Here is a 14073-nt window from a genome sequence, read left to right on the forward strand (position 1 = left end):
GGCCGGCTTAGTCTCGAAGAACAAGGCCCGGTTTGCCGCTCTCTCCGAAAACCTGAAAGGCCGCCCGAAGGCGGCCTCAGGCTGCTGACAACCCCTCAGACGGTCATTCCGGACAAATGCAGCGGAGCTGCGTGCAGATCCGGAACCCAGACATATTTCGCGCCGAAGGCGCTCAATACTCTAATTTTAACAAATAGATACAAGAATTGGAGCTCGCTGCCGCTCGCGCTGATGTCTGGATTCCGGCTCACGCGACACCGCTTCGCGGCGCGCCGGCCGGAATGACTTCGCGAGGTTTGTCAGCAATCTAAGGCCGCCCGAAGGCGGCCTTTCCTGTTTTTCGTGGTGGCAGCCGGTCACACGAGACCGGTCTTGGAGAGCGGCAGGCTGGTCGGCCAGTCGCCCTTGGCGGCCGCGATGGCGTTGGCAACCGCAGGACCGATCGGCGGGGTGCCCGGCTCGCCGATGCCCGTGGGCGGCTCGTTCGACGGAACGATGTGCACCTCGACAACCGGCATGTCCGACATGCGGATCGGCTCATAGGTGTCGAAGTTGGTTTCCTCGACCACACCGTCGGCAAGCGTCACCTGGTTGCGCAGGATCGCCCCGAGACCGTAGCCGACGCCACCTTCCACCTGGGCCCGGATGTTGTCCGGGTTGATGGGCGTACCGCAGTCGACCGCCGCCACGACCTTCTCCACCTTCACGGTGCCGTCGTCGCGGAAGGAGATTTCCGCGACTTCCGCCACATAGGACCCGAAGGACTTATGCACCGCGACGCCCCGGTAGCGGCCGTCCGGCAACGGCGTGTCCCAGCCGGCCTTTTCGGCCGCCAGTTTCAGGACACCCACCTTGCGCGGATCGTTCTCGATCATCTCCAGCCGGTAGGCGACCGGATCCTTGCCGGCTTCCTTCGCCAGGCGGTCTATCATGGTCTCCATGACATAGGCGGTATGCGTGTGCCCCACCGAGCGCCACCACAGGACCGGCACCTTCGTTTCCTGATAGGCCTGATCCATGTTCATGAGCGGAAACGCGTAGCTGGTGTCGTGCGCGCCCTCCGTCATGTTGTGGTCGACACCATCCTTCATCAGGAAAGCCTCGAACGGCGTGCCTTTCACGATGGATTTGGCGGCGATGTTGTACTTGAACGCGGTCACATTGCCGTTCTCGTCGAGGCCGGCCCTGATCTTGTGCGCCGACATCGGCCGGTAGTAGCCGCCGGCCATGTCGTCCTCACGCGTCCAGACGATCTTGACCGGAGCGGGCGTCATGCCGGCCGCCTGCATGGCCTTGGCCAGCGTCGCGACCTCCGCCACCGGATGGCTGTCTCCCTGAGCCCGGCGCCCGAAGGAGCCGCCTGCCCAGAGCGTGTTGATCGTCACCTTCTCGAAAGGAATGCCGAGGACAGCCGCCGCCACGTTGTGGTCGACGGTCTGGAGCTGCGAGCCGAACCAGAATTCCGCGGTGTCGCCATCGAACATCAAGGCGATGTCGAGCGGCTCCATGGCGCCGTGGGCAAGGAACGGAAACTCGAAATCGACCTCAAGGACCTTTGCCGAGGACGCCAGGGCGGCGTCCACGTCGCCGTCCTCGCGCACCTTGATACCCGGCCTGGCGGTCATTTCCTTCAACTCGGCGACCATCGCGTCGCTGGAGCGGGTTTCGGCTTCGCTGTCGTCCCAGTCGATTTCCAGAAGACTGCGCCCCTTGATCGCCGGCCAGGTGGAGCGGGCAAGCACGGCTACGCCGTTCGGGATCTGCAGGACCTCCACGACACCGGGAACCTTTTTCGCTTCCGCCGCGTCGAAGGATTTCACCTTGCCACCAAAGCGCGGTGCGCGGGCAACGGTCGCCACCAGAAGATCGTCGCGCTGGAAGTCCATCGTGTAGGTGTTCGGCGCGCCGACCGTCTTGTTCTTCACGTCGAGGCGGGGGAACGACTTGCCGATATAGACCCACTGGTCCGGCGTTTTCAGAACCGGCTCGGCGGGAACCTCCTCGTTGGCGGCAAGTCCGGCAAGCTCGCCGAGGGTCGCGGTCTTGCCCGAAGGATGGGTGACGGCGCCCTGCGAAACACTGATTTCGTCCGCCGGAACGCCCCACTCCCTGGCCGCCGCGGCAACAATCATGGCCTTGGCCGCCGCTCCGGCCGCCCGGTACTGCATGAAGGAGTTCGCCATGGCGGTCGACCCGCCTGTGCCCTGCACACCGAACAGGGTGTTGGCGTAGACCTTCGGATCGGACGGTGCGAATTCGACCCTGACCTGGTCACGGGCGGCATCGAGTTCGTCCGCGACAAGCGTCGAAAGACCCGTCGCGACCCCCTGTCCCTTGTCGAGATGCTTGGACAGCACGACGACCGTGTTGTCCGGGCGGATATGAACGAACGGCTGCACGAAGTCACCGCTACCGGCGGCGGCGCCGGCGCTCCTGGGCAGGTTCATGGCAAGCACCAGCCCGCCGACGGTTCCGGCCGACAGTTTCAGGAAGCTCCGCCGTGTCGGCTGCGCGGCTTCAAGCGGCTTTTGCAGAAAATGCAACATGGATTACGCCTCCATCTTGTCGGCGGCAAGGTGAATGGCCTTGCGGATACGGGCATAGGTGGCGCAGCGGCAGACGTTGCCGTCCATGGCTGCGTCGATGTCTTCATCGGTCGGTTTGGGCGTTTCGCTCAACAGCGCCGTTGCCGCCATGATCTGTCCGGACTGGCAATAGCCGCATTGCGGCACGTCCAGTTCGGCCCAGGCGGCCTGGACCGCGGTCGCCGCCTTGCCATCAACGCCTTCGATCGTGGTGATTTCGGCGCCTTCCACATCGCCGACCATGGTCTGGCAGGAACGGATCGGCATGCCGTCCCAGTGAACCGTGCAGGCTCCGCAGGCGGCGATGCCGCACCCGAACTTGGTTCCCGTCATCTTGAGCTCGTCGCGCAGGGCCCACAGAAGCGGGCTCTCGGGATCGGCCTCGAGCGTGCGCGTTTCCCCGTTTATTTTGAGTGTAACAGACATGAGGAGATGTCCCCTTTGGCTGGCCTGATCTGGCTAAAGGATGTAAACTACACTGTGCAGTGTATTCTCATGATGCGCGTCTGTAAACGCCCTAGTTTACATAGGGCGCGATTTTTGGGAGAAAAGGACCGTGCTTACCGTAAAGAGGCAATGAAACGAGGCCGTCGTGAACTGAAAATGTCCGTATCCGATCAAAAAAGAAAACAGATCATCGAAGCGGCCGTCGCGGAATTTCAGGAAAAGGGATATGCGGGAGCCAGCATGGACCGGATTTCCGAGCGCGCGCAGGTCTCCAAGCGGACGGTCTACAATCATTTCGAGAGCAAGGAAGCCCTGTTTCGGGCAATCAACCAGTACCTTGCCGATCAGGTCAATTCCGCGCTCGACCTTCCCTACGATCCGGACCTGCCGATCAGGGACGCCCTTCTGAGGCTCGGTTGGGCCGAAGGCGAGCTCATGGTCAACCCCTGCTTCATGAACCTCGCCCGCATGGTCATCGGCGAAAACATCCGCGACCCCGAAATGGCGGCCGACATGAACGAGCGGATGACCAAGCTTTGCATTTTTTCCGAATTCATCGAGCGCGCCGTGGAAGAGGGCAAGCTCAAGGCCGACGACCCGGCGGTCGCCGCCGAACAGTTCCTCGGACTGATCAAGTCTCGAGGGTTTTTCCCCTACATCTATTCCGGTGGCATTCCGGAACGCGACGAGGTGAAAAAGATCATCGAGGAAAGCGTCGATCTGTTCCTGGCGAAGTACGGCATGTGAGAGCGGGTGGCCTTGCCGCTTGCTCCCGTCTCCCCCCTTGCGGGGAAGATGTCAGCTTTAGCTGACAGAGGGGGGATCACCCTCTCGATTTCATTCAGCTTTTCTCTCTGTCGCACCGCCGCGCGCCCCTCTGTCCGTTTCACGGACATCTCCCCCTCAAGGGGGAGACGGGCGCAAGCGGCGAGTCCACACAGTGCCCGGCAAGCTTGAAAATGGGAAAGACCGGAAAAATCACCCGGCCTCCCCGTCCGGCTTCTCGAGCAACCTGCCCCAGCGGGTCCGTTCCGCCATCTGCCGGCGGGTTTCTTCCGAAATCAGCCCGTCGACATTTTCCGGCACCCAGCCACCTCCGAGCCCCTTGTAGATCGCGATCAGGTTGGTGAGCACATTGGCTTCTGCCGCAATCAGCCGCTCCTCGGCGACCAGCAAGCTCCGCTGCGCCTCGACCACCCGGTTGTAAGAGGCCGTGCCGTCCTCATATTGCGCCTCGACTTCGGAGATGGACGCACGCGACGCTGTGACGGAGCGGCGCAGATAGAGCGCCTGCTGCTTGGACCGCAGGAAGGCCGTCAGCGCGTTTTCGACTTCCGCATAGGCGGAAAGGACCGTGCTCTTGTAGTTGAGCAGCGTTTCCTGAAACTTCGCGTCCTGCACCCGGACATTGTTCTGGATCCGGCCGTAATTCAGGAAATTCCAGGAAAATCCCGGATTGATGAAACCGGCCGTGGTACCGTTGTTGAAGAGATTGGAGAAATCGTCGGCCCGGACGCCGATCGCGCCGGAAATCGTGAAAGCCGGCAGGAGATCGGCCTTGGCGACGCCGATCTGCGCGGACTGGGCGGCGGCCACATATTCCGCGCGGCGGATATCCGGACGCCGGCGCAGCATCTCGGCGGGAACGCCGACCGCCACTTCCGCCGGAACCCGGGGAAAACGGGCCTCTTTGCCCAGCCGGGCTTTCATGCCGCCGGGAGGCTCGCTCAGCAGCACGCTGAGCGCGTTATAAGCCTGGGCCAGCTCCGCCTCGTAACCGGGAAGATTGGCCAGCGTGGAATTATAGAGTGCCGTCGCCTCATTCACATCGAGTTTGGTCGCGGCCCCGTTTTCGAGACGCAGCTTCGTCAGGTTCAACGACTTTTTCTGAAGCGCGGCATTCCTGCGCGTGGCGGAAATGAGCTGCTGAAGCTCGCGCACGGCGATATACGTCGCCGCGATATCGCCGGTCAGCGTCACCAGCGCATCGTCGTAAGACGCCAGATTGGCCTTCAGATTGGCGCTTGCCGACTGCACATCGCGCCGGATCTTGCCCCAGACATCGATTTCCCAGGCGGCGTCGAAGCCGGCCGAAACCCTCGTGATGTGGTCGTTGATGAGACCGACCCGTTCCAGGTCTCGAATGAAGGGATCCTTGGCGCTGAAGCGGATGCTCTTTGAGCCGCCCTTGATCTCCTGGACCTGCGGAAAAAGCTCCCCCTTGGCGATGCCGAGCTGCGCGCGCGCCTGGTAGACGCGCACGCCGGCCGCCTGCAGGCCGACATTCTGCCGGTAGGCTTCCGCAATCAGGCCGTTCAGGGTGACGTCGTTGAAGACATGCCACCAGGGAACGGACTGCACGCTACGCGTGGTGAAGCCGGTGCGGCTGTCCACCGGCAGATTGGCGCCCGCGCTCCAACTGTCCAGAACGGGTGCCTCCGGGCGTTCGAAGTCAGGGCCGACCATGCAGCCGGTCAGGAGCAGCGCGCTCCCCAGCGCCAAACCGAGCCCAATCCGCCGCACCTGGGCCATTTGCCCTTCCCCCCGCTTAGACATCGAAAGGAACGATGAAGTTGGCCCAGGAATAGAGCCTGAGATTCATCCGCCTGAGCACCGCGACCCAGTCGCCGCCGCCACCGGTGTAAATCGCGACCGCGCCATGGGCGCCACCCGGATAGCGCTTTTCCAGCGCCGGATCGTCGTCGAGGTCGATCTCGACCGCGAAACGGCCCTGAGGGCTCATGAACAGGAACTCCGGCACCCGGCCGTGCGGCACGATCTGCCCCTGTCCGGTGCCTTCCCAGATCGCCTTGACCTTGCCGGCGAAAACCCGCCCCGGATAGATATCCAGCGCCACTTCCACCGGTTGGCCTGCCTCCACGAACTTCAGGTGCTCCTGATAGAAGGTCGCCAGAAAATAGGGGTCGGCATCGGCGACGAAAGCCGCGATCGAGGCGATCCGGAAACCGCCGACCACAAGCCCCGGACGCGCCTGCTGGGAAATGATCGTGCCGTCCTCCGGCGCGTAGATCGTCGTCTGATCGAGGTAGAACTGTGCCTGATCGACCTGCGCCTGCGAGGCAGCAACCTGCGCGTTGACGCCATCTATCTTGGCGTCGGCCGCGAATTGCGCCTTCCGCAGGTTCGCCTCGGCTTCGGCGACCTCGGCCGTGGCGGCGCTCAGGTCGGAGACCCATTTGTCGAGCGTTTCCTGCCGGGCCCCACCCTTGGGCACGAGATCCGTGTAACGCTTGACCTGGGTTGCGGCATAGCTTTCCGACGCCCGGGCCTGATCGAGCGAATCCCGGGCGAGATCGATATCTTGCTGAAGGATCAGCGCGTTCTGCCGCGCGGTTTGCAGGTTGGCCTGGGCTTCGGCCAGTTGAGCCGCATAGAGCGTCTTGTCGAACTGGTAGAGCTTGGCGCCTTTCTTCACCTTTTCGTTCTGGGCAACGAAGACCTCTTCCAGAAGGGTCGGATGAGGCAGCCGGGGCGCAATCTGAACGGTCTGCCGGATAACGTGCCCGTCAATCGAGAACGGCGTGTAGAACCTGAGGAAGACGACCAGCAGGAAGAGAACGTGAAAACCCACCCAGAAGGTGACGACGCCCCAGGCGATGTTGAACTTCAACAACCGGTATTTGTAGAACACCAGCCACATGATGAGGGCGTAAAAGACGAGGATAAGCAGCGCGATTGTCATGCGGAGACCCCATCCCTGTCTTCACCGGGCTTGTTTTCGGCGGGAGGGGTGTCCTTTTCGAGCACCGCCGCCGATGCCGGCTCCGCAGGTGCCTGATCTGCCGGAACGCGCTGAACCTCCAGCCGTTCCGTCGGCTCGTCCCCCGCGGCCGGTTTCGGGCCACCCGGAAACTTGCGGACGTCGACGGTCATGGAGTCGTGATAGGCCCAGATCAGCGCATGTATCCACGGAAAGACCGTGAACAGACCGATCCAGCCCCCCAGTTTCACCGACTCCGCATGAGGGTGGTTGCGCCGTTCGGCAAGTTTGCCTGGCAGGCCGCCGAGGGTGATCATCGCATAGAAAAACACCAGAACCAGGACGATCAGTAACGCGAAGGTCGCATAATCGTAGGCATCCAGTTCGAAATCGATCAGCCCCACTTCCACCTCCCATCGCCCCGATCGGCGTTTACTTATTGTTAAAACTTGCAGCATGGCCTCAGTCAACCGGAAGTTTCTCGAGCTGTTCCCTTGCCGGCTTCGTTTTCAGAGCCTTCACCGAGTCGCAACAACGCAGTCCGGCCTCCGTTCCGGGCCGCCCGCCGGACGGACCGGCTCCGTCGGGTGGCACCTCGGGAATTCCGTCGGATCTTATTGACGGCCGGAAGGGTCAGAGGGGCTTGCGCCCGGTAAAGAACCGGCTAAATTGCCGCAAAATTCCAACGACGCGGCAAGACCGCGAGAACAACGAACTGGACCTTTCCTCCATGACCTACGGCGACGTCAAAAAAGTCGTTCTGGCCTATTCCGGCGGCCTCGACACCTCCATCATTCTGAAATGGCTGCAGACCGAACTGGGCTGCGAAGTGGTGACCTTCACGGCCGATCTCGGCCAGGGCGAGGAACTGGAACCGGCGCGCCGCAAAGCGGAAATGCTCGGCATCAAGGAGATCTACATCGACGACCTTCGCGAGGAGTTCATCCGCGACTTCGTGTTCCCGATGTTCCGCGCCAACGCGGTTTATGAAGGCGTCTATCTGCTCGGCACCTCCATCGCACGCCCGCTGATTTCCAAGCGGCTGATCGAGATCGCCGAGGAAACCGGCGCCGACGCCATTGCCCACGGCGCGACCGGCAAGGGCAACGACCAGGTCCGCTTCGAACTCTCCGCTTACGCACTCAATCCGGACATCAAGGTGATCGCCCCCTGGCGGGACTGGACATTCAAATCCCGGACCGACCTGCTCGATTTCGCCGAAAAGAACCAGATCCCGGTGCCGAAGGACAAACAGGGCGAAGCGCCCTTCTCCGTCGACGCCAACATGCTGCACTCGTCTTCGGAAGGCAAAGTCCTGGAAGACCCGGCCGAGGAAGCACCCGCATACGTCTATCAGCGTACCGTCGACCCGACCGAAGCTCCTGACGCGGTGACCGAAATCGAGATCGGCTTCGAGAAGGGCGACGCGGTTTCGCTCAACGGCGAGCGGATGAGCCCGGCGACGCTGTTCGCCAAGCTCAACGACTACGGCCGGGACAACGGCATCGGCCGGCTCGACATGGTGGAAAACCGCTTTGTCGGCATGAAGAGCCGCGGCGTTTACGAAACGCCGGGTGGCACCATTCTTCTGACCGCCCACCGGACGATGGAATCCATCACGCTTGACCGTGGCGCGTCCCACCTGAAGGATGAACTGATGCCGCGCTACGCGGAACTGATCTATAACGGGTTCTGGTTCTCGCCGGAGCGCGAGATGCTGCAGGCGCTGATCGACAAGAGCCAGGAGCATGTCACCGGCACCGTGACCCTGAAGCTTTACAAGGGCAACGTCATGGTCGCCGGGCGGTCTTCGCCCTATTCGCTCTACTCGGAGGAACTGGTGACCTTCGAGGACGACGAAGGCGCCTACGACCAGAAGGACGCCGCCGGCTTCATCAAGCTCAACGCCCTGCGCCTGCGCACGCTCGCCAAGCGCGACCGGCTTGGTTGAGAACGACTGACATGACCGGACCGGCGGTGAAGGGACTGAAACAGGACCTTGAAGCCGCCGGTTTTTTCTGTCTCGGCGGCTTCGAACCTGACGCGGGACACGACGTCCCGCCGCTTCCGAGCGGCCGGCCGGTTCACAGCCTGCTCCTGATCGGCAGCACCGGCCCGACGATCTGGCCGAGACTTACCCAAAGCCCGGAATACACGGACAGGCGTCCGGACCCCCTCGACCGCTATACAAGGCGCGTTCTGACCGGTCTTGCCGACGCGCACGGCTTTCAGCCCCTGTTTCCCTTCGACGGGCCGCCCTATTACCCTTTCCAGCAATGGGCCATGAAATGCGGAGGCTTTTCGCAAAGCCCGCTGGGCGTTCTGGCCCATCGCGACTTCGGCCCCTGGGCCGGTTTTCGCGCCGTGTTTTTGTCCGCCGCACGTGTCTCCGGTGGAAGCTCGGGGACCGGCCCCTGCGAAGACTGCGCGGACAAACCCTGTCTCACGGCCTGCCCCGTGGATGCGATTTCTCTCAAGGATGGCTATCGCGTCGCGGAGTGCCGCACCCACCTGGCCTCCGGCGCGGGCCTGGAGTGCCGGTCCGGCTGCCTGGCACGGCGCGCCTGTCCGGTTGGCGCCGAACACAGCCAGCACGCCGATACGGCCCGCTTTCACATGGACAGTTTCATGGGGCTCTGCTGACAGATCGCCTGTCTCAGGAAAATGCCTTTTCTCCGATAACCGGCGTATCGTCCACGGTCTGTTCGTCGCGCAGATAGACCCAGAACAGGACCAGGACGACGGCGGCCAGGAACCAGATACTCCCGGAAAAATAAAACGCGACTGGCTCATTGTATTGATAGATCATGTCATGCACGACCGGGGCGATCCAGAGAAGCCCGGCCCCCGCCTGAAGCGGCAGCGGCCATGACGGTTTGACCTTGAGCAGCAACAGGAGCGCCATGGCGTAGAAGAGCCAGTCGTAGAAGAAGAACGACGGCGCCGCCAGGCACATGGCCATCAGGGAAAATGCAACCGCCTTTTCCCTTGGAAACTTCCTGGCGAAAATCCAGACCGTTCCGGCCATTGCAAACAGGATCAGCATCTGCAAGGCCATTCTCACGTCCGTTCCCGCCCCGAACTTGCCGAGCGCGTTGCCTGCCGTGATCATGATGTTGTGCAAGACCTGAAACTGCACGGAATGCACACCGCCGGTCATCGATTCGAGAAACGCCTGCCACACCGGCAGGCCGTAGATGACAAGGGAAAGAACCATCAGGACCAGACTGCCGAGAGCCGCCACCGCGAACGCATGCCAGTCCCGTCTCGCGATCAGAAAGATTGGCGCCAGAAGGCCGTATTGCGGCTTGATCGTCAGCACGGCCAGCGCAAGACCGCTCAGCACCGGATGCCGGCGGCTGAACAGCAGAGCGAAAAGCAGAAGGAAGGTCGTGATCGGCGCAAGTTGCAGCAGCTGGAACGAGTAGAACGTGCCCGCGGACAGGAGCAAGAACACATAGGGCCAGAAGCCGAGGTGAAGCCGGATCACGTATACCGAGAGCATCAGGCAGATCAGGCCGAGCGCCATGAAGACACCCTTCGCCGCCGGGTAACTGAGAAGGGACAACGGCTCGAAGAACAAAAGGGCGTGCGGCGGATTCAGGAAAAACAGATACTTGTTGCCTTCCGAAAACAGCTCCGAAAACTTGAAAAAGTCATAGGCGTCCGCCGCCTGCCCCAGGCCGGCCATTTGGCCCGCGCGGTAAAAGGCCGCGAAATCCTCCCGCTCGGCAAGACGGAACGTTTCGGCGAAGGTAAAGGCTCCGCCGTCGTCGTGAACCCAGGACCCGAACAGGAACAGCGACGTCGAAAACAGAAGAAAAACGAACAGGGGACCGCCGAACCTTGTGTTCAGCTCGTCGGACTTGAGAGCGCCAAGGTAAAAACGGCGAACTTCAGAGAGCATGTATCCGCCCCTCCGAGAATACATCAAGCGACTGAAAAAACTGCATAAATTACACTCACCGCTCTGACTTCCGTTACCTTGGCGAAAAATCCAGGGGAACCCGCCCCCTGAGCCGGTTCCGCCCGTCGGGCCACAGGCGATCGCAGGCCGCCCGTGGACGGCACCTCAAAGCGATTAAACTTTTATTTGGTTGAAATTTCCCAAAGAAGCCGGGCGGCGGCGCAATGCTGAAAGGATGGCGCGCTGATGCGGCCGGTCAATCCGGCTCAAAGGGCCGGGTCGCCGTCCAGTTTCACCACCCCGTCCCGGTCAGGGCAGGTTTCAAGCGCTTGCGCTGCCGTGCGGCCGTCGCCGAGCGGCGCGTCCGGCCAGATCTCGGCAAGCGGGATCAGCACGAAGGCCCGCTCCGCCATGCGCGGGTGCGGCACCTCCAGGTCCGGCTCCTCGACCTTCGCGACGCCATGGATCAGGAGATCGATGTCGATGATGCGCGGTCCCCAGCGGATATCCCGCACCCGGCCGAGCTCGAGTTCGACCTCCAGGCACCGCTTCAGCAGGTCGTGCGCGGAAAGGGTCGTGTCCACGACGAGACAGATATTGAGGTAGTCGTCCTGGGGAACCGGCCCCCAGGGCGGCGTTCGATAGTCCGACGACCGCGCCACGACGGTGATGCCGTTCGACTCTTCCAGGCGGCGGACCGCCTCGTCCAGATTTCGTTTGGGGTCGCCCAGATTGGATCCAAGCCCGAGCGCGCAGCGGGTGGGCGCATTGAGAGACGGTTTTGCGGAGTTCATATCAGACGGGGACCCGTTCGAGGAGAGTTGCCTCCAGCATACGCACGCTGTCGGCATGTGGACCTACATCGTGTGTCCTGACGACCACCGCCCCTTTGAAAAGAGCAATCAGATGCGCCGCCAGCGACCCGTGAAGACGGTCGCCGGCCGTGCCGTCGACAATGGCGCCGACCATGCGCTTGCGCGACGCGCCGGCGAGCAGGGGCAATCCGTGTTTCTTCAAGGTATCGAAGCGGTTCAGGATTCTGAAGTTCTGGTCAAGCGTCTTGCCGAACCCGAACCCGGGATCGAGGATCTGCCGGTCTTTGGCGATGCCGGCGTCGTCCGCCAGCCGCATGGACGTTTCGAAAAACCGGTCGATATCGCTCAGGATGTCGAGGTCCGCATCCACGTCCAGGCGATTGTGCATCATCACCACGTGAACCCCGGCGTCGGCCACCACCCCTGCCATCGCCGGATCCTTCTGGAGTCCCCAGACGTCGTTGACGATGACGGCCCCGGCGGCACAGGCCCGGCGCGCGATTTCCGCCTTGTAGGTATCGATGGAGACAGGAACGCCGAGATCGATAACGTCGTCCAGCACCGGATCGAGGCGTGCCCATTCCTCGTCCAACGCGACCGGTTCGGAGCCCGGCCGCGTGCTCTCCCCACCGATGTCAAGAATATCCGCCCCGTCCGCGATCATCGTCCGCGCGTGCGCCAGGGCGGCATCCGCCGCGTTGAACCGGCCACCGTCGGAAAAGGAATCCGGTGTGACGTTCAAGATGCCCATGACATGCGGACGGGTGGTCGGCAGGCGGTATTCAGCGGCTTTCGCCATCGCGGGTCCCTTCTCAGTGAAGCCCGCACTGATGCCCGCTCAGCCTCCGAGCGTCAAGCGGCAGAAAGCGTCGGAGAAGCGTTTTTCCGCGCAAGCACTATTCCGCCGCGGCGATGGATGAAATCCGGGCCTTGAAGACATGGTAACTGATAATCCCGAGGATCGGCATGGCCGGAAGCACGGTTGCGAAGCCGATCATCGGATCGCCGAGAACCGCGATTATCAGGCTGCCGGCGATGCCGCCACCGAATTGCAGGAACCCGAGCATTGACGACGCCGCACCGGCAATATGCGGGAACGGGGCCATGGATTCGGTAAAGGTTGCCGGCAAGATCATGGCCAGGGCAAAGGCAAAAAGCGCCACCGGCCCCATGATGCTCAGAACAGTCGGTTCCAGAGCAAACGCGGAATAACACATGACAGACGAAGCAACGACCCAGAGCGCCATGCCGTAAGGCATCAGCTTGGCGGCATCGACGACCTTGAGCAGGCGTCCCGTCAGAACCGTTCCCGCAATGAAAGACCCGGACTGCAGGATCATCGAAATGCCGAACTGGGACGGAGTGAGACCGACTTCGTAGATCAGGATGAAGGGCAGGACACTGGCAAGGGCATAGAGATTTCCGAGCCCGAAGCCGATCAAAAGGCCCGGCGACAGAAAGCGCGGATCTTTCAGAAGGCTCGCGTAATTGCCGAGAAGCCGGCGCGGATTGAGATGGTGCGTGCCCGGTTTCGGATTGGTCTCCTGCTGATAGACGACGACCGCGGCCGTGAGAAGCAGACCGTAGACCACCATGCACCAGAAGATTTCCCGCCAGCCGAACAGTTCCAGCACGATGCCGCCGATGGTGGGCGCGATCGCCGGCCCGAGCGCGAGCATCATGGCGATGGTGTTCATGATCCGCGCCGACGCCTGCCCGGTGTACTGGTCGCGGACGATCGCGCGGGAAATGGAAACGCCGACGGCGGCGCCGACCCCCTGCATGGCGCGCGCGATGACCATGAACTCGATGGAAGGCGCGAATGTCGCCAAAACGCTCGAGACCAGATAGATGCCCAGAAAAAACAACGTCACCGGCTTGCGACCGAAGGCATCGGAAAACGGTCCGCAGATCAGCTGGGTGACCGCGAAGCCCGCGAAATAGGCTGTCAACGTCAGTTTGACGGCCGACCCGGTCGTGCCGAAAGCCTCCACGAGCGTCGGCATCGCCGGCGTGTAGATCGCCATGGAAATGGGGCCGATGGCGACAAGCCCGGCCCCAAGAAGCGACGTGCGTTTCGCGTTCATGATCGCGCCGTCTGCGCTCATTTATGCCGTCCTTTGGAGGCCTCCAGAAGAAGACTGTCCTTCATGGTCTGCAGCAGGTTTTCCAGGATCTGCCTGTCGGAGACCGGGACGTCTTCAAGGGCTTTGGTGCGCACTGACTGCAACGCGTTCCCGATCCTTTCCAGAAGCGGGTCCGCCTCCGGGGTGAGTTCGACCAGCTTGGCCCGTTTGTCGTTCGGGTCCGGACGGCGCTTGATGAGGCCCGCCTTTTCCAGGGAATCCAGGTAGCCGACCAGGGTCATGGGTTCGACATACATGGTATCGGCAAGCACGGCCTGTCGTTGTCCCGGATTACGCCAGACATAGAACAGCGTGCGCGCTTCGCCGACCGTAAGACCGGTATCGACCTCTGTCAGCTCGGCGTCGAACCGCCGCCGCAGGAGCCGCGCAAGATCGACCACCAGCATGGTCACGCCAGGGCTTGGGGGAGGAACACTCATTTCAGGCTCAAATCATAAGGTTTCCTTACGAA

13 protein-coding genes are annotated in these 14073 nt (G+C 62.2%); 3 read left to right on the forward strand and 10 right to left on the reverse strand.

Translation table 11 applies throughout. The features are described 5' to 3' along the window. Nucleotides 1-356: 356 nt before the first annotated feature. Nucleotides 357-2546, reverse strand: a complete 2190-nt coding sequence (locus JF539_RS27070; protein WP_207144344.1) for a xanthine dehydrogenase family protein molybdopterin-binding subunit — start codon at nt 2544-2546, stop codon at nt 357-359. A gap of 3 nt (nt 2547-2549) precedes the next feature. After that, nucleotides 2550-3011: a (2Fe-2S)-binding protein gene (locus JF539_RS27075; protein ID WP_207144345.1), complete on the reverse strand. Its 462-nt coding sequence runs from the start codon at nt 3009-3011 to the stop codon at nt 2550-2552. A gap of 177 nt (nt 3012-3188) precedes the next feature. Between JF539_RS27075 and JF539_RS27080 the strand changes: the two genes are divergently transcribed. Then, nucleotides 3189-3779 carry a TetR/AcrR family transcriptional regulator gene (locus JF539_RS27080; RefSeq protein ID WP_207144346.1) on the forward strand — a complete coding sequence of 197 codons (591 nt, stop codon included), beginning with the start codon at nt 3189-3191 and terminating at the stop codon, nt 3777-3779. Between the two features lie 231 nt (nt 3780-4010). On the opposite strand, the gene JF539_RS27085 is transcribed toward JF539_RS27080, so the two are convergent. The 3 genes from JF539_RS27085 to JF539_RS27095 are packed head-to-tail and all read right to left on the reverse strand — an operon-like array spanning nt 4011 to nt 7157. Beyond that, nucleotides 4011-5564 (reverse strand): efflux transporter outer membrane subunit, encoded by a 1554-nt coding sequence (locus JF539_RS27085; RefSeq protein WP_207144347.1) that lies wholly within the window; start codon nt 5562-5564, stop codon nt 4011-4013. Nucleotides 5565-5580: 16 nt separating this feature from the next. Then, nucleotides 5581-6735, reverse strand: coding sequence for an HlyD family secretion protein (locus JF539_RS27090; RefSeq protein ID WP_207144348.1), 1155 nt, complete (start codon nt 6733-6735; stop codon nt 5581-5583). After that, nucleotides 6732-7157 carry a DUF3302 domain-containing protein gene (locus JF539_RS27095; RefSeq protein ID WP_207144349.1) on the reverse strand — a complete coding sequence of 142 codons (426 nt, stop codon included), beginning with the start codon at nt 7155-7157 and terminating at the stop codon, nt 6732-6734. Before JF539_RS27095 ends, JF539_RS27090 begins: the two co-directional genes overlap by 4 nt. A gap of 326 nt (nt 7158-7483) precedes the next feature. Between JF539_RS27095 and JF539_RS27100 the strand changes: the two genes are divergently transcribed. Beyond that, the gene (locus JF539_RS27100) at nt 7484-8704 is read left to right on the forward strand and encodes an argininosuccinate synthase (protein WP_207144350.1); all 1221 of its coding nucleotides are present in this window, start codon (nt 7484-7486) and stop codon (nt 8702-8704) included. A gap of 11 nt (nt 8705-8715) precedes the next feature. Continuing rightward, nucleotides 8716-9396: a hypothetical protein gene (locus tag JF539_RS27105; RefSeq protein WP_207144351.1), complete on the forward strand. Its 681-nt coding sequence runs from the start codon at nt 8716-8718 to the stop codon at nt 9394-9396. A gap of 13 nt (nt 9397-9409) precedes the next feature. Here the strand turns inward: JF539_RS27105 and JF539_RS27110 are convergent, their stop codons facing one another. From JF539_RS27110 to JF539_RS27130, 5 genes are all read right to left on the reverse strand, one after another. Then, nucleotides 9410-10660: a glycosyltransferase family 87 protein gene (locus JF539_RS27110; RefSeq protein WP_207144352.1), complete on the reverse strand. Its 1251-nt coding sequence runs from the start codon at nt 10658-10660 to the stop codon at nt 9410-9412. A gap of 266 nt (nt 10661-10926) precedes the next feature. Next, nucleotides 10927-11454, reverse strand: a complete 528-nt coding sequence (folK, locus tag JF539_RS27115; protein WP_207144353.1) for a 2-amino-4-hydroxy-6-hydroxymethyldihydropteridine diphosphokinase — start codon at nt 11452-11454, stop codon at nt 10927-10929. A 1-nt stretch (nt 11455) separates the two neighbouring features. Continuing rightward, nucleotides 11456-12274 (reverse strand): dihydropteroate synthase, encoded by an 819-nt coding sequence (gene folP, locus JF539_RS27120; RefSeq protein WP_209017630.1) that lies wholly within the window; start codon nt 12272-12274, stop codon nt 11456-11458. A gap of 97 nt (nt 12275-12371) precedes the next feature. Beyond that, nucleotides 12372-13583, reverse strand: a complete 1212-nt coding sequence (locus JF539_RS27125; RefSeq protein WP_207144354.1) for a multidrug effflux MFS transporter — start codon at nt 13581-13583, stop codon at nt 12372-12374. Continuing rightward, on the reverse strand, nt 13580-14041 hold the full coding sequence (locus tag JF539_RS27130; RefSeq protein WP_207144355.1) for a MarR family winged helix-turn-helix transcriptional regulator: 462 nt from the start codon (nt 14039-14041) through the stop codon (nt 13580-13582). Before JF539_RS27130 ends, JF539_RS27125 begins: the two co-directional genes overlap by 4 nt. Between the last annotated feature and the right edge of the window lie 32 nt (nt 14042-14073).

This window comes from Roseibium aggregatum, assembly GCF_017309185.1.
GTDB classification, from domain to species: Bacteria; Pseudomonadota; Alphaproteobacteria; order Rhizobiales; family Stappiaceae; genus Roseibium; species Roseibium aggregatum_B.

What these genes read in the sequence shown, in the direction of transcription:
- JF539_RS27070 (WP_207144344.1), bottom strand. Translation starts at nt 2,546, where the DNA reads ATGTTGCATTTTCTGCAAAAGCCGCTTGAAGCCGCGCAGCCGACACGG.
- JF539_RS27075 (WP_207144345.1), bottom strand. Translation starts at nt 3,011, where the DNA reads ATGTCTGTTACACTCAAAATAAACGGGGAAACGCGCACGCTCGAGGCC.
- JF539_RS27080 (WP_207144346.1), top strand. Translation starts at nt 3,189, where the DNA reads ATGTCCGTATCCGATCAAAAAAGAAAACAGATCATCGAAGCGGCCGTC.
- JF539_RS27085 (WP_207144347.1), bottom strand. Translation starts at nt 5,564, where the DNA reads ATGGCCCAGGTGCGGCGGATTGGGCTCGGTTTGGCGCTGGGGAGCGCG.
- JF539_RS27090 (WP_207144348.1), bottom strand. Translation starts at nt 6,735, where the DNA reads ATGACAATCGCGCTGCTTATCCTCGTCTTTTACGCCCTCATCATGTGG.
- JF539_RS27100 (WP_207144350.1), top strand. Translation starts at nt 7,484, where the DNA reads ATGACCTACGGCGACGTCAAAAAAGTCGTTCTGGCCTATTCCGGCGGC.
- JF539_RS27105 (WP_207144351.1), top strand. Translation starts at nt 8,716, where the DNA reads ATGACCGGACCGGCGGTGAAGGGACTGAAACAGGACCTTGAAGCCGCC.
- JF539_RS27110 (WP_207144352.1), bottom strand. Translation starts at nt 10,660, where the DNA reads ATGCTCTCTGAAGTTCGCCGTTTTTACCTTGGCGCTCTCAAGTCCGAC.
- folK (WP_207144353.1), bottom strand. Translation starts at nt 11,454, where the DNA reads ATGAACTCCGCAAAACCGTCTCTCAATGCGCCCACCCGCTGCGCGCTC.
- folP (WP_209017630.1), bottom strand. Translation starts at nt 12,274, where the DNA reads ATGGCGAAAGCCGCTGAATACCGCCTGCCGACCACCCGTCCGCATGTC.
- JF539_RS27125 (WP_207144354.1), bottom strand. Translation starts at nt 13,583, where the DNA reads ATGAGCGCAGACGGCGCGATCATGAACGCGAAACGCACGTCGCTTCTT.
- JF539_RS27130 (WP_207144355.1), bottom strand. Translation starts at nt 14,041, where the DNA reads ATGAGTGTTCCTCCCCCAAGCCCTGGCGTGACCATGCTGGTGGTCGAT.